The organism is Psychromarinibacter halotolerans (assembly GCF_029168315.1).
Lineage (GTDB): Bacteria > Pseudomonadota > Alphaproteobacteria > Rhodobacterales > Rhodobacteraceae > Psychromarinibacter > Psychromarinibacter halotolerans.
On sequence record NZ_JARGYD010000005.1, the window covers coordinates 47,381 to 67,192 of the forward strand.

The 19,812-nt window shown below is 66.2% G+C and carries 17 protein-coding genes; 6 read left to right on the plus strand and 11 right to left on the minus strand.

Annotated features, from left to right (window positions below):
- On the minus strand, positions 1 to 2,394 hold the full coding sequence (locus P1K30_RS13940; protein ID WP_379562009.1) for a circularly permuted type 2 ATP-grasp protein: 2,394 nt from the start codon (positions 2,392 to 2,394) through the stop codon (positions 1 to 3).
- A 1-nt stretch (position 2,395) separates the two neighbouring features.
- Positions 2,396 to 5,809, minus strand: coding sequence for a transglutaminase family protein (locus P1K30_RS13945; RefSeq protein ID WP_275633364.1), 3,414 nt, complete (start codon positions 5,807 to 5,809; stop codon positions 2,396 to 2,398).
- A 400-nt stretch (positions 5,810 to 6,209) separates the two neighbouring features.
- Between P1K30_RS13945 and P1K30_RS13950 the strand changes: the two genes are divergently transcribed.
- The 3 genes from P1K30_RS13950 (at position 6,210) to P1K30_RS13960 (ending at position 8,953) form a co-directional block, all read left to right on the plus strand.
- Positions 6,210 to 7,217 (plus strand): ABC transporter substrate-binding protein, encoded by a 1,008-nt coding sequence (locus P1K30_RS13950; protein WP_275633365.1) that lies wholly within the window; start codon positions 6,210 to 6,212, stop codon positions 7,215 to 7,217.
- Positions 7,218 to 7,394: 177 nt separating this feature from the next.
- Positions 7,395 to 8,192: an ABC transporter ATP-binding protein gene (locus P1K30_RS13955; protein ID WP_275633366.1), complete on the plus strand. Its 798-nt coding sequence runs from the start codon at positions 7,395 to 7,397 to the stop codon at positions 8,190 to 8,192.
- A complete protein-coding gene (locus P1K30_RS13960) occupies positions 8,189 to 8,953 on the plus strand; it encodes an ABC transporter permease (protein WP_275633367.1) in 765 nt (254 codons plus the stop codon). Before P1K30_RS13955 ends, P1K30_RS13960 begins: the two co-directional genes overlap by 4 nt.
- Before the next feature lie 72 nt (positions 8,954 to 9,025).
- Here the strand turns inward: P1K30_RS13960 and P1K30_RS13965 are convergent, their stop codons facing one another.
- Positions 9,026 to 10,327 carry an FGGY family carbohydrate kinase gene (locus tag P1K30_RS13965; protein ID WP_275633368.1) on the minus strand — a complete coding sequence of 434 codons (1,302 nt, stop codon included), beginning with the start codon at positions 10,325 to 10,327 and terminating at the stop codon, positions 9,026 to 9,028.
- Positions 10,328 to 10,420: 93 nt separating this feature from the next.
- Between P1K30_RS13965 and P1K30_RS13970 the strand changes: the two genes are divergently transcribed.
- Positions 10,421 to 11,863: an aldehyde dehydrogenase family protein gene (locus P1K30_RS13970; protein WP_275633369.1), complete on the plus strand. Its 1,443-nt coding sequence runs from the start codon at positions 10,421 to 10,423 to the stop codon at positions 11,861 to 11,863.
- Between the two features lie 38 nt (positions 11,864 to 11,901).
- Here the strand turns inward: P1K30_RS13970 and P1K30_RS13975 are convergent, their stop codons facing one another.
- The 8 genes from P1K30_RS13975 to P1K30_RS14010 form a co-directional block, all read right to left on the minus strand.
- Positions 11,902 to 12,711: a division plane positioning ATPase MipZ gene (locus tag P1K30_RS13975; RefSeq protein WP_275633370.1), complete on the minus strand. Its 810-nt coding sequence runs from the start codon at positions 12,709 to 12,711 to the stop codon at positions 11,902 to 11,904.
- Positions 12,712 to 12,872: 161 nt separating this feature from the next.
- On the minus strand, positions 12,873 to 14,537 hold the full coding sequence (locus tag P1K30_RS13980; protein ID WP_275633371.1) for a hypothetical protein: 1,665 nt from the start codon (positions 14,535 to 14,537) through the stop codon (positions 12,873 to 12,875).
- A 150-nt stretch (positions 14,538 to 14,687) separates the two neighbouring features.
- A complete protein-coding gene (gene rpmE, locus P1K30_RS13985) occupies positions 14,688 to 14,909 on the minus strand; it encodes a 50S ribosomal protein L31 (protein ID WP_275633372.1) in 222 nt (73 codons plus the stop codon).
- A 12-nt stretch (positions 14,910 to 14,921) separates the two neighbouring features.
- Positions 14,922 to 15,305, minus strand: coding sequence for a 50S ribosomal protein L19 (gene rplS, locus P1K30_RS13990; RefSeq protein WP_275633373.1), 384 nt, complete (start codon positions 15,303 to 15,305; stop codon positions 14,922 to 14,924).
- A gap of 286 nt (positions 15,306 to 15,591) precedes the next feature.
- Entirely contained in the window at positions 15,592 to 16,425 is an 834-nt protein-coding gene (gene trmD / locus P1K30_RS13995; RefSeq protein WP_275633374.1) for a tRNA (guanosine(37)-N1)-methyltransferase TrmD, read from the minus strand.
- Between the two features lie 38 nt (positions 16,426 to 16,463).
- A complete protein-coding gene (locus P1K30_RS14000; protein WP_275633375.1) occupies positions 16,464 to 16,625 on the minus strand; it encodes a DUF1328 family protein in 162 nt (53 codons plus the stop codon).
- A 107-nt stretch (positions 16,626 to 16,732) separates the two neighbouring features.
- Entirely contained in the window at positions 16,733 to 17,470 is a 738-nt protein-coding gene (locus tag P1K30_RS14005; RefSeq protein WP_275633376.1) for an SDR family oxidoreductase, read from the minus strand.
- Complete coding sequence (locus P1K30_RS14010; protein WP_275633377.1) at positions 17,467 to 18,777, minus strand: FAD-binding protein; 1,311 nt, start codon at positions 18,775 to 18,777, stop codon at positions 17,467 to 17,469. The genes P1K30_RS14005 and P1K30_RS14010 overlap by 4 nt, the downstream gene beginning before the upstream one ends.
- Before the next feature lie 315 nt (positions 18,778 to 19,092).
- Here P1K30_RS14010 and P1K30_RS14015 point away from each other — a divergent pair, with 315 nt between their 5' ends.
- Together P1K30_RS14015 and P1K30_RS14020 are read left to right on the plus strand one after the other, a co-directional pair.
- Positions 19,093 to 19,320 carry a hypothetical protein gene (locus P1K30_RS14015; RefSeq protein ID WP_275633378.1) on the plus strand — a complete coding sequence of 76 codons (228 nt, stop codon included), beginning with the start codon at positions 19,093 to 19,095 and terminating at the stop codon, positions 19,318 to 19,320.
- Between the two features lie 235 nt (positions 19,321 to 19,555).
- Complete coding sequence (locus P1K30_RS14020; protein WP_275633379.1) at positions 19,556 to 19,807, plus strand: hypothetical protein; 252 nt, start codon at positions 19,556 to 19,558, stop codon at positions 19,805 to 19,807.
- The last annotated feature ends 5 nt before the right edge of the window (positions 19,808 to 19,812 follow it).

The following is a 19,812-nucleotide window of genomic DNA, read 5'->3' on the forward strand; positions in this document are numbered from 1 at the left end:
TCACCGCAGGTAGCTTTGGGCCAGCAGACCCGTCAGGGCCGCGGTCTCGGACGCGACCTCGGACAGGCGGGCGTCGTCGAAATCCTCGGCGGTGGCGACGGCAAGGTCGGTTTCCATCCGCATCACTTGCCGCAGAACCGGCGTCATGCGCGGGCCATCGTGGTGGACCGGCAGATAGCGCAGGTGTTCGTGCATCATGGTCAGCTGATGCAGCACCGACCGGGGGTTCAGCGCGTCCAGCAGAAGCAGGTCCAGTACCGTCTCGCGTCCGGCACCGACCGCGAACCGCCGACGATGGCTCATGATCGAGTCGCCCGCCTCGATGGCGATGTCGCTGCTGCCCTCGGGCGCGTCCGGCGCGGTGAAGCTGCACAGGACGTTGGAGGTGGCCCACGCACGTTCCATCGCGCGGCCGACCGACAGGAACCGCCAGCCGGTAAAGCGATACATGTTCTCGTGCACAAGGCCCGAGAACCCCGAGATCTTCCGCAGGAACACGCTCATCGCCCGCGCCGCGTCGTCGCCGGGCCGCAGCTTCGGCGCCAGCCGTTCCATCGTGCGCAGCAGGTCGGTCAGCGCGTTCCACCCGTCGACCGAGAACCGGTCGCGGATGCTGCCGGCGCTGCGCAGGGCGGCGCGCACGTCCTCGGTCGAATCCTCGGGCGTTTCGCAGCCCAGTACCTCGAGATAGTCGGCAAGATACTCGTTCAGCGGCAGGTCGGGGCGCCCGGTCTCTGCCAGCCGCAGGTGATAGGCGCGCAGCAGGCGGATCTTGTGTTCCGCCCGTTCGGTGTAGCGGCCCAGCCAGAACAGGTTGTCCGCCGCACGCGATGGCAGCGACACGGTCTGCCGCCGGCGGAACCCGGTTTCCGCCGGTTTCAGCAGCGTCTCGCCCGAATCCTTCTCGCGCCCGACGATCCACACGTCGCTGACCGCGCCGCCCTTCTGCATCGCGACGTTCGCCGATTCAGACGTGTTGCCCACGCGGGCGAAGCCGCCGGGCATCACCTGCCAGCCCTCTGGCGTGCGGGCAAGGAAGACCCGAAGGCTCATGGGGCGGGGAACCAGCCGCCCGTCTTCAAGCGTCGGGGCGGTCGAAAGCGAGACGATTTCCTGCGCCGCAAGATCGCCCGCAAGCGTGTCGATGCGCGCGGGATCGATCTGGGCCCCGTCGGGATTGCGCCCGGCAATCGTGATCTGCTCGTCGTGGTCGAACGGAAGACCGGTGGACATGGCGTTGTCCAGCGTCATGCGGTCGAGGTTGGCTTTCACGAAGTCCCGCGCCGCCGCGCCGCCGCACCACCATGTCGCGATGTTCGGAAGCGTCAGCGGCTTGCCGGTCATGTGCTCGGCGATGCGCGGCAGGAAGGCCATCAGCGCGCGGATCTCCAGCGCGCCAGAGCCGACCGCGTTGATCATGTTGACCGATCCGGCCCGCAGCGCGCCGACAAGTCCGGGCGTGCCGATCTGCGAGCTTTCCCGCAGTTCCAGCGGGTCCATCCAGTTCGAATCCAGCCGCCGCCACAGAACGGAAATCGGCTGCGGGCCGCTGACCGTGTGCACCATCAGGTCGCCATTGTGGACGACAAGATCTTCGCCCTGCACCAGCAGGAACCCGAGATAGCGCGCGATGTAGGCGTGTTCGTAATAGGTGTCGTTCATCGGGCCGGGCGTCAGGATCGCCACCCGGCTGCCGTCGCCGTTGCGCAGATCCAGCATCGCGTCGCGGAACAGGCGGAAGAACCGGGCGATGCGAACGACGTTGCTGCGGCCCATGATGTCGGGGAAGGCGCGCGACGTGGCCATGCGCGTTTCCAGTGCAAAGCCCGCGCCGGACGGCGCCTGCGTGCGGTCGCACAGCACCCACCAGTCGCCGTCGGGACCACGGCCGATGTCGAAAGCCACGTGGTGCAGGTAATGGCCGGACCGGGGCCGGACCCCCACCATCGGGCGCAGCCACTCGGGGTTGCCGGCCAGAAGCTCGGGCGGGATGATCCCGTCGCGGACCAGCGTGCCGGGGCCGTAGATGTCGGCCATCACCTGTTCCAGAAGGTCGGCCCGCTCGATCAGCCCGACGGCGATCTGGTGCCATTCCTCTATGTCGATCAGCAGCGGCAGATGAGACAGCGGCCAATCGCGTTCGGCGCTGTCCTCTGGTCCGTAGTGGCGGAAGAACACGCCCGCATCGCGCAGGTACTGGTCCCCGCGCGAGGCCGCGAGTTGCAATTCTTCCTGCGGCAACACCGAAAGTTCTTGCAGGAAGTTGATCCAGACAGGGCGGATGTTGCCCTCGGTGTCCATCAGTTCGTCTGCCGCTCCGGCAAGCGGCTTGTAGTCGCGCAGAAGCCGCGCGGCACGGGCCATCCAGTCCGGAGGCCCGCTGCGGCCGGGCATGTCAGACATCGGGTGGCCTGCGCAGGTCTAGGGTCATCGGGAACTCGGGGTGCGGATGTTCGGGCGGTGGCGTGTATGCGCCGGGGGTATGCCCGTGCGCTTCGAACCGCGCAAGACGCCGCGCCTCGGCTTCGTTCGCGTTGACCGGGAAGGTGTCGTAATTGCGCCCGCCCGGGTGCGCGACGTGGTAGACGCAGCCCCCCAGCGCGCGGCCGGTCCAGGTGTCGTAGATGTCGAAGGTCAGCGGCGCGTCCACCGGGGTCACCGGGTGCATCGCCGCCGACGGCTGCCACGCCTTGTACCGCACGCCAGCCACCGACACGCCGCTTTCGTCGGTTGCGCGCAGCGGCACGCGGCGGGTGTTGCAGGTGACGATATAGCGTCCGGGATCGGCCGCCGTCAGCTTCACCTGAAGCCGCTCGGTCGAGCTGTCGGTGTAGCGCACGGTGCCGCCGATGGCGCCCGTCTCGCCCAGCACGTGCCACGGTTCCAGCGCCTGCCGCAGTTCGAGCGTCACGTTGCCGACCGTGACCTCGCCGCAGAACGGGAAACGGAACTCTTGCTGCGCCTCGTACCAGTCGGACCGGAAGTCGAAGCCGTGCTGCCGCAGGTCGTCCAGCACGTCCATGAAGTCCTGCCACACGTAATGCGGCAGCATGAACCGGTCGTGCAGCGTTGTGCCCCAGCGGGTGAAGTTGCCGCCGATCGGGCTTTGCCACATGCGGACAAGAAGGGCGCGGATCAGCAATTGCTGGGCCAGCGACATGCGCGGGTCGGGCGGCATCTCGAAGCCGCGGAACTCGACCAGCCCCAAACGGCCGGTCGGGCCGTCGGGGGAATACAGCTTGTCGATACAGATCTCGGCCCGGTGGGTGTTGCCGGTCACGTCGGTCAGCAGGTTGCGCAGCAGACGGTCCGTCAGCCACGGCATCGGCGGCGTGCCCTGATCCGGGTGCGGGATCTGGCTCAGCGCGATTTCCAGCTCGTACAGCCCGTCGTGCCGCGCCTCGTCGATGCGGGGGGCCTGACTGGTCGGGCCGATGAACAGGCCCGAGAACAGGTAGGACAGCGACGGATGCCGCTGCCAGTACAGCACCAGCGAGCGCATCAGGTCGGGCCGCCGCAGGAAGGGCGAATCCAGCGTGGACGCGCCGCCCACGACGACGTGGTTGCCGCCGCCGGTGCCGGTATGCTTGCCGTCGATCATGAACTTGTCGGCGCCAAGGCGGCACTGGCGTGCCTCGTCATAGACGCCTTCGGTGATCGCCTTGCAGTCGTCCCAGGACCGGGCGGGGTGAATGTTCACCTCGATCACGCCGGGGTCGGGGGCGACGCGGATCACGTTCATGCGCGGGTCGCTGGGGGGCGAGTAGCCTTCGATGTGGATCGGCAGACCCAGTTCCTCGGCGGTGTCCTCGGCCGCGGCCAGCAGTTCGAGATAGTCCTCGACCGCCTCGACCGGCGGCATGAACAGGCACAGGCGACCGTCGCGCGGCTCGATCGCGATGGCTGTGCGGACCTCGCCGCCCTCCGGGTCGACGCCCTGTTCCACGATCGTCTGGCGCGGCCCCGCATCGCGGGCGGCGCTGACCGGCTGGGTGTGATCCGAGGATACCTCGGGCACCATGTCGGCCTTTTGCTCGGCCTCTTCCTCGGCGATGCGCTGAAGTTCTTCCAGCAGCTTCTCGCGCCGTCCCGCAAGCGCGGCGTGGGGGTCGGGCAGCTCGCCCTCGATGACCGACGGATCGGCAGGGTAGGTGTAAGGATAGGCCGACGGGGACACATGCGGCAGCGAACCCAGCGGCAGGCGGAAGCCAACGGGGCTGTCACCGGGCACAAGGAACAGGTGGCCGCGTCGCGTCTTCCAGTACTCGCTGCGCCAGCGGGTCGAGGGCTGCGCCTTCGATTGCCAGCGTTGCAGGGGCAGGGCATAGCCCGCCGGGTTTTCCAGCCCTCGGCTGAACACGCGGGCGATCCGGGCGCGCGCCTCGGGGTCCTTCAGCTTGCTGTCCTCGGGCGTGACGTTGGGCGGCAGTTCGCCCTCTTTCAGGATCCACTCTGCCGGGTCTTCGTAGGTCGGCTGAACGTGGCCGGGGTCGACGCCCAGCCGTTCGGCAAAGCCGGTCAGGAACTTGTCGGCGTTGTCCGGCGTCGCCGTGTCCTGCTTTTCCTCGGTCGCGATCAGCGTTTCGTTCTTCCAGATCGGCTTGCCGTCGGTGCGCCAGTACAGGCTGAAGGTCCAGCGCGGCAGCGTCTCGCCCGGGTACCACTTGCCCTGACCGTAGTGCAGGAACCCGCCCGGCGCGAAGCGGTCGCGCAGGCGCCGGATCAGCGTATCGGCCAGCGCGCGTTTCTGCGGGCCGACGGCGGCGGTGTTCCATTCGTCCGACTCGAAGTCGTCGATCGACACGAAGGTCGGCTCGCCCCCCATCGTCAGCCGCATGTCCGCGTCGCGGATCGCCGCATCGACCTTGTCGCCCAGCCGGTCGAGGTCGTCCCAAGCCTCTTCCGAGAAGGGCTTGGTGATGCGCGGGTGCTCGGCGGTGCGCGTCACCTGCATGTCGAACGAGAAATCGACCTCGGCGAACGTGGCCATGCCGCTGATCGGCGCGGCATTTCGATAGTGCGGGGTCGCGGCCAGCGGGATGTGGCTTTCGCCGGTCAGCAGGCCAGAGGTCGGATCGACGCCGATCCAGCCCGCGCCGGGGATATAAGCCTCGCACCACGCGTGCAGGTCGGTGAAGTCATGGTCGGTCCCTGCCGGGCCGTCCAGCGCCACAAGATCGGGTTTCAACTGGATCAGGTAGCCCGAGCAGAACCGGGCCGCGATGCCAAGATGCCGCAGCACGTTGACCAGCAGCCACGAAGTGTCGCGGCACGATCCCTTGCCGATCTCTAGCGTCTGTTCCGGTGCCTGCACCCCCGGTTCCATGCGGATGACGTAGCCGATCTCTTTCGACAGCCGGGTATTCAGGTTCACGATCAGGTCGACCGTGTTGATGTCCTTGGTGTCGATCGAGGCCACGAAATCCTTCACCCGCGGCGTTATCGGCTCGGGTTTTAGGTAGATCGACAGGTCGTCCTGGATCGCCTCGTCATAGGTGAACGGATAGGCTTCGGCGGATTCCTCGACGAAGAAATCGAACGGGTTGTAAACCGACATGTCGGCGGTCAGGTCGACCTCGATCTTGAACTCCATGACCGGGTCGGGAAACACGAACCGCGCCTGCCAGTTGCCGTAAGGGTCCTGCTGGTGGTTCACGAAATGCCCGCCGGGCGAAACCTTCAGCGAATGCGACAGCACCGGGGTCCGGCTGTGCGGCGCAGGTCGAAGCCGGATGATCTGCGGGCCAAGCGTGACCGGGCGGTCGTACTTGTAGTGCGTCAGGTGGTAGATGGATGCCGTGATCGCCATGAAATGCTCGCGCCCCTTTTTCCTTGGGATCAACTTTCCACGGTTTCGCGTGGGGGTACAACAGATTGCGCCGATCCCTTGCGGGGCCGCATCCCCCAAGCCCGAAATTTGGGCGCGGGGGTACGGCACAATTTTCCAGAAGATTGTGCCGACCAGAAATTTCTAGAAGTTTCTGGTGTCTGCTAAGCGGTGCCGTCCCGTGTGCGGACTGGAGTGCCGGTGTCGGTGCGGGTCTGGCCGGCGTGACTCAAACGCACCTGAATTTTGCTCATTCCCTCCGCATGAAGGTTAATAATTAGGCATGGCTATTTGGGCGTACATTCCAGGCCGGGATTGCTGGACGCCGCAACGCGGTTCGAAAAATCTGCCTCGGGACGATTCACAGAGAGGAGAGAAGCTCTTGTTTCACCGTACCATCCTGACCGCCGCCGCGACCGTCGTCGCGCTGACCGGCGGAGCCATGGCGCAGACCAGCATGCCCTTCGCGCTTGATTGGAAGTTCGAAGGCCCGGCTGCCCCGTATTTCACCGCCATCGACGAAGGTTACTTCGCCGACGCGGGTCTTGAGGTCGAGATCACGGCGGGTTCCGGCTCGTTGGACGCGATCCCGAAGGTCGCCACGGGCGCCTTCCCGGTGGGCTTCGCCGACATCAACTCGCTGATCCGGTTCCTTGACCAGAACCCCGGCGCACCGGTCACCGCTGTCATGATGATCTACGACGCGCCGCCCTTCGCCATCGTCGGCCGCAAGTCGCTGGGCGTCGAAGAGCCGAAGGACCTTGAAGGCAAGGTGCTGGGTGCCCCGCCGCCCGACGGTGCATGGGCGCAGTTCCCGATCTTCGCCGCCGAGAACGATCTGGACGTCGACGCCATCACCGTCGAGCCGGTCGGCTTCCCGACCCGCGAACCGATGCTGGCCGAGGGCAACGTGGCCGCCGTTACCGGCTACAACTTCTCGTCCTTCCTGAACACCAAGCGTCTTGGCGTCGACGAGGAAGACATCAGCGTCATCATGTACAGCGACTATGGTGTCGACCTGTACGGCAACGCGATCATCGTCAACACGGACTTCGCCGCGGAAAACCCCGAACTGGTCACCGCCTTCCTTGAAGCCGTGGGCAAGGGCTGGGCCGATGCCGTGGCCGATCCGGCTGCCGTCATTCCGAGCCTGATGGAGCGGAACCCCGCAGCCGACGCCGAGCTTGAGACCGAACGCCTTGCGCTGACGATCGACGGCAACGTGCTGACCGACTGGGTGCTGGAGAACGGCCTTGGCGGCATCGACCCGGCGCGTCTGGAAAGCGCGGTCGAGCAGATCGGCACCGTCTACGAGTTCCAGAACGAGCCCGACGTTTCGGCCTATTTCACCGACGCCTACCTGCCGGAAGAGCCGGTGATGCTGAAGTGACGCGGGCGGGGGCGTGCTGACGCCCCCGGCCAAACTTATCTGCGCGCGGCGCCGCCCCCCCCTTTCCTGACCCTCCCCCGCGCCGGGGGAGGGGACACGGGGGGAGAGCGGGCGCGCCGCCGGAGACCCGGGCGCGTGGGGATGCGCGCCCGGGGACCTCGTCGGGACGGACATGACATGACATCGATGATCGAGATTACGGGCGTACGGCACGCCTATAAAACGGCCGACGGCCCGCTGCCGGTGCTGAACGGGCTGGAACTGTCCGTGGACGAGGGCGGCTTCGTCGCCGTGGTCGGGCCGTCGGGCTGTGGCAAGTCCACCCTGACACGGCTGGTCGCCGGCCTGATGAAACCCGACGAGGGCGTCGTAAAGCTGCACGGCCAGCCGGTGAAGGGGCCGCGCGCCACCGTGGGCATGGCGTTCCAGAACCCGGTGCTGCTGGAATGGCGAACGATCCTGCAGAACGTGATGCTGCCCTTGGAAATCGTGCCGACCAAGACCACCCGGAAACAGCAGGAAGACCGCGCGCGCTATCTTCTGGCGCTGGTGGGTCTGGAGGGCTTCGAGGACAAGCGCCCGTCCGAGCTGTCGGGCGGGATGCGGCAGCGGGCCAGCCTGTGCCGCGCGCTGGTGCATCAGCCCGAGGTGCTGATCCTTGACGAGCCCTTCGGCGCTTTGGATGCCTTCACCCGCGAGGACCTGTGGCAGACGATGCATCAGGTGAAGGCGAAAGAGCCGTTCACCGGCGTTCTGATCACCCACGATCTGCGCGAATCCATTTTCCTTGCCGATCAGGTCGTCGTGCTGTCGGGCCGTCCGGCCCGCACGCAGTACGTGCTGGATGTGCCGAACACCGGCCACCGCGACCTTGATCACCTGTATACGCCCGAGGCGGCTGAGATGCTGGCGATCCTGCGTCACCAGATCGAGATCGCGCAGGGCCGCGCCCCCGCCGAGGAGACCCCGGCATGAACCTGATGCGCCAGATCCTTGTGCCTGTCGTCGCCGTTATCGTCTTCCTTGGCCTGTGGGAGTTGCTGGTCTGGGCGAACGGCTGGCCGAACTACAAGATGGCCTCGCCGTCCGACCTGCCGCCGGCGTTTGCGCGGTACTGGGAATTGTTCTTAGTGATGGGCTGGCAGACGTTGTGGCGGACCGTGGTGGGGCTGCTGCTGGCCATCGTGGTTGGCGTCCTGCTGGGCATGGTCATGGGCTTTTCGCGCACCATGCGCGAGGCGTTGTATCCCCTGCTGGTCGGGTTCAACGCGATTCCGAAGGCGACCGTCGTGCCGATCGTGGCGCTGATCTTCGTGGGCAAGCACGACTTCAATACGGTGCTCATCGCCTTCATGATCTCGTTCTTCCCGATTGCCGTGTCGATCTCGATCGGGCTGTCGACGCTGGAACCGGAATACCGCGACATTCTGCGGGCGCTGGGCGCGTCGCAGGCGACGATTTTCTGGAAGATCGCGCTGCCGAAAACGCTGCCGGAGTTCTTCGGCGCGCTGAAGGTGGCGGTGACGCTGGCCTTCATCGGCACGAACCTGATGGAGATCGTGTCGCCGCACGGGCGAGGATTGGGGGCGTTGTTCGACAGCGGCAAGACGAATTCGGACTACCCGCTGATGTTCGCGGTCCTGATCGCGTTGGCCGCGCTGGGGATCCTTTTGTACTATATCGTGGTGGCGCTGGAGCGTGTTTTCGCCGGATGGGCAGAGCGGGCTCCGGGCTAGGACGGCGCGTGGTTCGGGGCGGTGCGGGGGCTCTGCCCCCCGCGCGCCTTGCGCGCGTCCCCCGGGATATTTTCAGACAGAAGAAGAGGCTTGCCGCCAGTCGGCGATGTAGGTCGCCGCGTTCTGAAGTGGCGTGACCGGCTGGCCTTGCGGCGGCGGCACGTCCTGCGGCCGGAACAGGCATGCGGCGCCCGCGCTGGTGCCGGTGGCGGATGGGATGGCCCATACCTCGTGGCCGCAGGCGGCGAGCATGGCGCACCACGCCGTGTTGCGGGCGAATGCGCCCTCAACAAACACGGGACCGGCATGGCCGAGGCTGGCGAGCGTGTCCGCCGTACGGATGGCGAGGGCGAAGCTGGCGGCGGCGGTTCGGTGGGGGCTGTTCGCGGTGGGTTCGGACGGGTGCCAGGTCGCGTCCGGCAGCGGCATGATCCCGTGGTCCAGCGTCTCTGACAAAGCGGTCGCATCCGGGACCTGGCCGGCGGTTTCCGCGTAGATGCGCCCGCCGGGGAACATCGCCGCCGGCAGCGGTCGGCCAAGCGCGTCGGTGTTGAGTTGCGTGCCGGACGGCGCGGTGGCGCCCGGGGCCATGACGACGATCCATGTCCCGGTAGAGACCACGGCGAAGGGCGCTGGGCGGGTCATCAGGTAGGGAAACAGCGACGCGTCGGAATCGTGGATGCCGCACAGCACCGGCGTATTCGGCGCGAGGCCGGTCCGGGATGCGATGTCCGGCAGGACCGGGCCGAGGACCTCATGGCAGGCGCGGACCGGCGGCAGGGTCAGGCCGAGGCGCGCGGCCAGCGGCGATGGCTGGTTCGTGTGGCTGTTCCACAGATCGGTGTGGGCGCCCAGGCTTGTGACTTCGCTGGCGGCCGTGCCGGTCAGGCGGAAGGCCCAGTATTGCGGCCAACACAGGAGGTGGGCCGCCCGCGCGGCAAGCGTCGGATCGCGCGACAGTTGCCAGTGAAGCTGTGCGCCAAGGTTCAGACCAACGTCCAGCCGGGGGCTGCCAGTGTCAGCTTGCGGTGGACGGATCGTGTCGTAGGCGGCAGCGACATCCGGCGGGATCGGATCGTCATAGACCATGACCGGCGCGGCCAGCGAACCGTCACCGTCCACCAGCGCGCCGCAAGCGCCGTGAGCGACGGGGACGATCCCGTGGAGCCCGTGTTCGGCCTGCATCTGGGCAAGGCCATCCAGCAGGAAGTGCCACAGGGCATCGACGTCGAAGTGCGGCCACGGAGGCCCCGAAACCACCGTGTTCGGGCGGCTGAGGACCGCGATCTCGGCCAGCGTGGACAGGTCGACCAGCACGAGTTTCGCGTTGGTCCGGCCGATGTCGAACACGGCGATGTTGCGGGGCTCCTCCATGCGCGGCAGCGTGGCGGGCAGCGGGGGGCGCGTCAACGGCTCTGGTGCGGGGTCGGTGGCTGGCCTAGGACGGACGGGGCAAGGGAGGATCGCATGACGGACATCGGGCTGAACCATATCGCGGGCCAGTGGGTCGAGGGGGGCGGCGGCACCATCGCGGTGACCGACCCGGCGACGGGCGAGGTCGTGGCGCAGCAGGCGCTTGCGGATGCGGCGGATGTCGACCGCGCGGTGGCCGCCGCGCGCGCCTGCCACGGCAGCGGGGTCCTGACCGACATGCGGCCGCTGGACCGGGGGCGGCTGGTGCAGCGGATGGCGGATGTGTTCCGCGCCAACGCCGACGAGATCGCGACCCTGCTGACGCGCGAACAGGGCAAACCGCTGTGGGAAGCGCGCGGCGAGGTTGAGAACGCGGCCAAGTATTTCGAGTACTTCGGCAATCAGGCCAGCACCGTCGAGGGCAAGTCGATCCCGCTGGGTGCGGGATACCTCGATTTCACGCTGATGGAGCCCTACGGCGTGTCGGCGCAGATCATCCCGTGGAATTTCCCGCTTGAGATCGCGGCGCGCTCGATCGCCTGCGGGATCGCGACGGGCAACGCCTGCGTGGTGAAAAGCTCGGAGATGACGCCGCTGTCGTCCTCGTGGTTCGCGAAGGCGGGCGAAGCGGTGGGGCTGCCGGTGGGCGCGCTGAACGTGCTGTCCGGATACGGGCACGAGGCCGGGGCGGCGCTGGCGGGCCACGATGATGTCGACATGATCGTGTTCACCGGGTCCGTGGCCACGGGGCGGACCATCGCCACGGCGGCGGCGCAGTCGATCATCCCGTGCGTTTTGGAACTGGGCGGCAAGTCGGCGGCGGTGGTGCATCCGGATGCCGATCTGGACGCGTTTCTGGCCAGCGTGCGCAAGGGGATCTTCACGAACGCGGGGCAGGTGTGTTCGGCGATGTCGCGGGTGATCGTGCATGAGGATGTGCACGACGACGTGGCGGACCGCATCGTCGCGCTTGCCCGGTCGATCTCTGTCGGGCCCGGGCTGGAGCGAACCGCCTTCGGGCCGAACATGGGGCCGATGGTCAGCGAGGTACAGCGCGACCGGGCGGTGCGCATGGTCGCCGAGGCCGAGGCGGCGGGCGCGACGGTGGCCAGCGGTGGGCGGCCGCTGAACCGGCCCGGCGCGTTCATGGAGCCGACGGTGCTGACCGGTGTGACGCCGGATATGGAAATTGCGCGGGAAGAGGTGTTCGGACCGGTGGTGTCCGTCATGCGGTGGCGCGACGAGGACGAGGCGATCCGGATCGCCAACGGCACGGGATACGGGCTGGTGGCGGGTGTCTTCACCCGCGATCTGGATCGCGCGGCACGGGCGGCGGGACGCCTGCGGGCGGGGCAGGTGTTCGTGAACGAGTGGTTTGCGGGCGGTGTCGAAACGCCGTTCGGCGGCTATGGCAAGTCCGGCTATGGCCGCGAGAAGGGGCGCGAGGCGCTGTGGAACTACGTGCAGACCAAGAACGTCGCGATCCGCGTGTCCTGAAACGCGCGGGCCGCCCCGTCAGATGTCGATAGAGGTCGTCAGAAGTCGACTTCGACCCCCGGCAGGCGCAATTCGGTGATCAGATCGCGCAGCTCTTGCCGGGCCGCGACCATCGAGATGTTGAATTGCTTCACCCCGATGTCTTTCAGGTCCAGCAGGGTCAGGCCGCGCGGGAACAGTTCGCGGAAGGTCACGCGCTCGGTGAAGCCGGGGGCGATGCGGAAGCCCAGCCGCTTCGACAGTTTTTTCAGCGCGGCGACCATCATTTCCTTGTTCACCATCCGCTGCGGTCCGACGCGGTTGCGCACCACGACCCAGTCGATCGGGCTTAGCCCCGCCTGCGCCCGCAGTTGCCGGGCGGACCAGACCATTTCGGAATAGACCGAGGGGCCCTGAATCTCGCGGGTTTCGCCGTCCATCTTCGCCAGCAGGTCGAAGTCGAGGAAGCTGTCGTTCAGCGGGGTGATCAGCGTATCGGCCAGCGAGTGGGCGACTTGGCTGAGACGGGTGTGCGAGCCGGGGCAGTCGATCAGGATGAAGTCGCAGATCGGCTCCAGACCGGCGACGGCCATCGACAGGCGGCGGTCGTAGATGTTCTCGCCTTCCGCCAGTTCGCTTTTCTCGACGTCGGGCAGGTCGCGGAATTCCGGCACAGCAAGATCGATGTCATGCTTCTGCATGTAGGTCAGCCGGTTTTCGAGATAGCGCGTCAGCGTCTTCTGGCGCAGGTCAAGGTCGATGACGCCGATGCTGTGGCCCATGCGGGCGACCGAAGTCGCGACATGCATCGATACGGTGGACTTGCCAGCACCACCCTTTTCGTTCCCGACGACGATGATATGCGCCACGCCCTGTCCCCTTGTCCGGCCCGTTTCGGGGCCCTCCGCACGTTTCCCGACACTATATGTGGTGTGCTGCAGGTTGAAAAGCGCCGGGGGTGCCGATTGAGTGGAAATGCAGTGGATAACCCGGCAAATTGTGCAAGGGGCCGTGGATATCCTTCGGATGGCTATCCGTCGGGGAAGGCGCCGGCCTTTTCGAACGCGGCCAGCATCATCTCTAGATCCTTCTGACGCGCATAGGGATAGGTGGCAAGCACGTAGGCGCGGTCAAAGCCGGGCTGGATTTCGCGCAGGCGCGCCAGCGACCTTTGCGCCAGTTCGGGTTCGTCGAACCAGCCGAAGGTTGCCACGCACCGCTGTATCCCGCGCGCATAGTCGCGGGCCATCGCGAAAAGCTGCCGCGCGGCATCGACCGACGTCTCGCGGTTGCCAAGGAACATCTCACAGGTTGTGATATCTCCAAGCACGGCGGCGCGGCCGGTGTAGCTGGGATTGAGGCGGAAGATCAGGTGCAGGTGGTCCAGCGCCTCTTCCGGAAGCCCAAGCCATTCCGACGCGCACCCGGCCGCGTGGCGCGCGAGTGCAGCAGAGGGGTTCAGCCGCACGGCTTCAAGGCTGTGGTGCCGTCCTGGGGCATAATTCTGGTAGCCAAAAATATGGGTCAGGCCGACATAGCAATGCGCCTCCCACACGTCGGGATCGAGTCGGATCGCCTGTTCACTAAGCGCCAGCGCCTTTTCGAACGCGGTGGCGCGGTCGTCGACCCAGTCGAGCAGGCCAGCGCGGAACCAGTACCGCGCGATGCGGACCAGCGCGGGCACGAAGTCGGGCTCGATTTCAAGCGCCTGCTCCATCAGCCGGGTTTGTTCCAAGTTGGCCTCGGGGCTGCCATAGCCTTCGCCGCCAAGCCGGTTCACCTCATCCGCCTGCGCCAAAAGCTGCCACGGTCCGATTGCTGCGGGCCGGTTGCGCGCGATCCGCATCGCCTCGGCGTGCGAGATCTGGGGTTCCAGCTGGGCGACGATGGCGCGGCTGACGTCCTCTTGGAACGCGAAGATGTCTTGAAGCGTGCCGCTGAATTGCCGGGACCAACGGGATCGCCCTGTCTCGACCTCTGTCAGCGACACGGAAATGCGGACTTGGCCGCCGGCACAACGCAGCGTTCCGGTCACCGCATAGGCCGCGTTGACGGAGCCGGCGGTCGTTCGAAGGTCCACGTCCTTCACCGATTTCCAGCCGATCGCCTCTGGGCCGATGACGGGGAACCAGCGCCAGCAGCATAACGCGTCGCGCAGATCCTCGGTCAGTCCGGCGGCGATCATCGCGTCGTCGGGGCCGGTGGACAGCGCATCGAACGGGAACAGCAGGACGGCGGGGCGAAGGAACGGGTCGGGGGCGGGCGCCGGGTCCGGCGGGTTGGCGACGGGATCGAACGACGCGCGGGCCTCGCGCAGCCAGTCCTCGAACCCCTCGGACGGCAGGTCGAAGCCTTCAAGGAACGCGCCTTGGCCGCTTGCGTCGCAGCCCACGGCAGAGGGCGTCAGCCAGACCTGCTGGCGGTTCGCGTCCAGAACGCCATCGGGCAGGGCGCGCCGTAGCGCCGTCAGTTCCTGTCGCAGCGATCCGCGCGCTTGTTCCTCGTTCCGGTCGCTCCAGAGAAGGTCGGCAAGGAAAGCCCGTTCCGCCCGCATGTCGCGCCGCTGGGACAGGACGGCCAGCAGGGCAAGCCCGCGACGCGACAGCCCGCCAATATCCCGGCCCCCGGCATCGGTCGCGCGCAGGGCGCCGGCGAGATGCAGGACGAGCTTGGGCTGGGTACGGACTTCGTTCATCGCGGACACCGTCTGGATGCGGTGGCCCGATCCTAAGCCCGGCGCGGCGCTTGACGCAAAGGAAAGCGGTGCTGCCGGGGCGATGGCTATGGCCGAAACGAAAAACGCCGCCCCAAGGGGCGGCGTTCTGTACGCGAAAGCCTTCGAAGCTTAGAAGCCGAGGCCGGCGTACTTGTTCTTGAACTTCGACACGCGGCCGCCGGTGTCCATCAGGCGGGTGCCGCCACCGGTCCAAGCCGGGTGAACCGAGGGATCGACGTCAAGCGAGATGGTGTCGCCTTCAGCGCCCCAAGTGCTTTTCATCTGGACCACGGTGCCATCGACCAGTTTGACGTCGATGATGTGGTATTCGGGATGGGTATCTTTTTTCATCGTCCGGTTTCCTTACGCCTCGGCGCCCTTGGGGGCCTTGTAGTTGGTGACTTCGGCGATACGGGCCGATTTGCCGCGACGCGAGCGCAGGTAGTACAGCTTCGCACGACGGACCTTGCCGCGGCGGACCACGGTGATCGAGTCGATGTTGGTCGCGTACAGCGGGAACACACGTTCCACGCCTTCGCCGAAGGAAATCTTGCGGACGGTGAACGAGCCCGCGATGCCCGAGCCGTTCTTGCGGCTGATGCAGACGCCTTCGTAGTTCTGCACCCGGGTGCGGGTGCCTTCGGTCACTTTGTAACCGACGCGGATGGTGTCACCGGCTTTGAAGTCCGGGATATCCTTGCCGAGCTCAGCGATCTGCTCGGCTTCCAGTTGCGCGATCAGGTCCATCTGATCCACTCCTATTTTGCCCCCGGTTTTCCCGGGAAGGTTAATGCCGCCTCAGAGCTCTCGGTCTTCTGTCGGGTCCACCGTGGTGCCCGCCGGAGATACAGGTCGTCGTTCCTTGGTCTGCCGTTCTCCGGGGCCGGGAAGGCGGGGTGAAGAAGCCCCTTGTCCGGTTCCGTTTGGGAACAGCAGCGAACCTGAATCGGGTCTCCCCGTCAGGTCCGGCGTCTTCTAGGCATTGCAGGGTGGCTTGGCAAGGGAAAAGGCGGCCCGCTGACGGGCGTGAAAGCTAACGCTTCTTGGGTTTATCCGACGTGTTCCGCGCCTCGTAGGCGTCCCACAGGTCGGGACGCCGGTCGCGGGTGATCGCCTCGGACTGTTGGCGGCGCCATTTCGCGATTTCACCGTGATGACCCGACAGCAGGACAGGGGGGATCGCGTGGCCCTTCCATTCGGCGGGTTTGGTGTATTGTGGATGTTCAAGAAGGCCGTCGGAAAAGCTTTCCTCTTCCGTGGAGGCTTCGTTGCCCAGCACGTCGGGCAGCAGCCGGACGGTGGCGTCCAGCATGGCTTGTGCCGCGATTTCTCCGCCGGTCAGGACGAAGTCGCCAAGGCTGACTTCTTCCATTCCGTAGTGGTCGATGACGCGCTGGTCGAGGCCCTCGAACCGGCCGCAGACCATCGTGACGCCACGGGCCTTCGACAGGCGCCGCGCCATCGACTGATCGAACCGGCGGCCACGCGGCGACAGGTAGATCAACGGCCAGTTTTCAGCAGATGCTGTCCCCCGCCGCGCGGCAAAGTCCAGCGCGCGGCCCATGATGTCGGCCCGAAGAACCATCCCGGCGCCGCCGCCAGCGGGGGTGTCGTCGACATTGCGGTGCCGGCCCTCGCCGAAGATGCGCAGATCGATGGGATCAAGCTGCCACAGGCCGCGATCCAGCGCGCGTCCGGTCAACGAGTGGCCCAGCACGCCCGGAAACGCCTCGGGGAACAGGGTAATGACCCGCGCCGTCCACGCCCCGGCAAGGTCGGGGCGGTCCGTCATCAGGTCACGGGGCTGGGCGCTTGCGCCGATGGCGAGGCGGCCATGAGATTTCGAGGGTTTGTCGTCCTGGCTCATGGCCGCTCAATAGCGGAATTCGTGGCGAATGCCAGCGGTCACGCGATGGCTATGATCCCGAACAGGACCAGCAGGAACAACACCAGCACCACAAGAATCAGCAGCTTCGCACCCGATAGCGCAAGGCCCGAAAGCTTGCCAAAGCCAAGAAGACCGGCGACGGCGGCGACGGCCAGAAGTATGAGAATCCATTCGAGCATTTCAGAGATGTCCTTCAACCTTGTCCGCGCGGAAATGCGGGACCTTTGAAGCGACAACGCCTGAAACCGGGTGGCTGTTCCGATTGTCCCGACGGGACTGGGCTGCGTCAGATCGAAAGCTTCTTGAAAATCGGCTCTGGGACGGACCGGATGATCAGCATGATATAGCGCCAGAAGAAGGGCGTGTAGATCACGTTCCGCTTCTTGCGCACGGCTTTCAGGATGTCTGCGGCCACCTTATCGGGCGATGCGACAAGGAACATGCCCTCGATGCCCCACGTCATGCCGGTGTCCACGAAGCCCGGCTTCACCGTCACCACGTGACAGCCCGCGCGGGTCAGCCGGTTGCGAAGCCCCGACAGATAGGTCGCGAACCCGGCCTTGGCGGCGCCGTAGACATAGTTGCCAACCCGGCCCCGGTCACCGGCGACCGATCCGACGCCGACGACGGTGCCCTTGCCGCGCGTTTCCATCACGGGGGCCAGCATGGTCAGCAGCCGGGCAGGGCCGGTGAAGCTGTCGGTGACGGTGCCGTCGATCAGCGAGGGGTCGGCGTCGATCTGCGCCTGCTCGGGCATCGACCCGACGAAGACGGCGGCGTTGATCGTGCCTTCCAGTGTCTCGGCCCGCGCGATGATCGGCGCGAAGGTTTCGGGGTCGCGGGCGTCGAAAACCGCCGTCTCTGCCAGCCGTGCTCCGCGCAGGCGGGCATCGTCGGCCATCGCCTGCAATTCGTCGGCATCGCGGCCCGCAAGGATGACACCGTCGCCGCGTTCCGCCAGCGCCCGCGCCATCGCGCGTGCCATCGACGAGGTTGCGCCAAGAAGGATCCACGTCTCGGTCATGCCGCCCCCCGCAATTTCAGCCGACGCACAAGGTCGGTCTTCAGCACGCCGTCGGGATCGGCCTTCGCCACCTCTGCGCGCCACGCTTCAAGTTCAGGATACATCTGCGGAATCCGGTCTGCCGAACACAGGGCGTCCTTCGCGAAATAGATCCGTCCCCCGGCATCGGCGGTCTGCGCCTCTAGCCGGTGGATCAGCTTCTCCGCCTCGGGCCGGGCCCGCAGATCACAGGCGAGGGTGTAACCTTCCATCGGGAAGCTCAGATGCCCCGCGCGGCCCGGCCCGGTGCGCTTGAGCACCGCCAGCGGGGACGCAAGACCGGACACCGCGACGCGGCCCAGCATATCGCGGATCACCTCGGCAGCGGCCAGCGGCACGACGCACTGGAACTGGTGGAACCCGTGCTTGCCGTACAGGCGGTTCCAGTCGTGCAGCTTGTCGAGCGGGAAGAAGAAGTTGTCCAGCGGCTTGACCACCGTGCGCCCGCGCTTGGGGACGCGGCCGTAATACATCCGGTTGAACAGTCGCACCACCGGCGGCGACAACGCGATTCCGGGCGCGTCGAACGGCACCGACTTCGAGGGTTTCTTCGGCGGCACCAGCCCGGCGATCGTTTCACCTTCTTCAAGGATGCCGCGGCCAAGCCGGGCGCCCGTGGCGGTGGTGTCGATCCAGCCCACGGTATAGCTGGCTTGGCTTTCATCCAGCAGGGCGCGGAACGTATCGAAATCGGGCGCGCGGCGTTCCGTGACGGTCATCACGTCGCCCTTGATCCGGCGCAGCCGAAGGGTTGCGGTGGCGATCACGCCGGTCTGCCCCAGCCCGCCCGCGGTGGCGCGGAACAGGTCGGTGTCGGGCAGAACGGTCTGCGCGGTTCCGTCGGGGGCGATCAGGGTCAGTTCGGTCACATGCTGGCAGAAGCTGCCGTCAAGGTGGTGGTTCTTGCCGTGCACATCGTTGGCGATGGCGCCGCCCACCGTGGCAAAACCGGTGCCGGGCAGCACGGCCGGAATCCAGCCCCTAGGCCCAAGCGTGTCGACGATCTCGCCCAGCGTGACGCCAGCCTCTACGGTCAACAGGTCCGTGTCGGTGTCGAAGGCAAGAAACTTGTCCAGACGGGTCATGTCGATGGCGCGGCCGCCATCGTTCAGGCAGGCGTCCCCATAGGATCGGCGCATGCCGATGGCCGGAGAGGGCTCTTGCTGCATCAACAGGTCAAGGGCGGCGCGACGTTCCGGGCGCGCCAGTTGCCCCTCGGCCCGCAGGGCGCGGCCCCAGCCTTCGTATTCAGCGGTTTTCCAGCGCATGTCTTTCCTTCGTGCGGCACCCTTCAGGCGGGGCTCTGCTTCATCGCTCGTGCCCCGGGATCTAGATACAAACTTGGGCGAAACTATGGACCTGTTTCTGCAATGGGAACACTGGTTCGTTCCGGGTGGCCTTACGACCGTCTGCCGCGTGGCCCGCCGACATTCGTTACAAACATTAATGCAGGTTAAGTGTGCATGGCTGCACGGAGGTAACGCGCCGGTGTTCTCAATGTGCGTTGAACTTGGGCGGCCAGCCACCATTTCGGGCTGACCGACGGCAAGGTGCCGCCGCAACAACCGTCTAGGAGACACGAAATGAAGACCTTCCTCGCAGCCGTGGTGGCGCTGACCGCCGCATCGCCGGTTCTTGCCAACGACCAACTGGCGGAAAGCCTTGGCGTCGAGCCCGGCCAGTACACGCTGGAACAGCTCGTCGCGCTTAAGGGCGCCCAGGACGAGTCCGGTAACGAAGCCCGGGTGAACCTGAACAACATCGCCGAGCAGTCGACCCGCTCTGTCCAGAACCCGATCGTCATCAAGTAACCCTGCCCGCGTTTCGGGGCCCTGCAACGTCGGGCCCGGCAATGCACGACACCTGATGGCAACCCGCAAATTTATGGCGACTGTTCATACCGTCCATGTTGAGTGTGCATCAGTAAACAGTGAGTGATTGAAAAACTCAAAACCGTGCATTGAAGAACGAAACGAGCAGGCCTAAATGCAGTCTCACAGCGGGAACGACCCGCACCGAAACAAACTCGAAAGAAGGAACTACGTTATGAAAACCATCATCGCTGCCGCACTCGCCCTGACCGCCGCTTCGCCGGTTCTGGCCAACGACCAACTGGCCCGCAGCCTGGGTGTCGAGCCCGGCGAATACACGCTGGAAGAGCTGGTCGTGCTGAAAGGCGCCGCTTCCGAAACCGGCAACGAAGCTCGTGTCTACCTCGGCAACCTGGAAGATGCGTCGCGTTCGACCCAGAACCCGGTTGCTCTGAACGCGTTCATCGCTGCTGACGAAGCCGAGTGATCGCG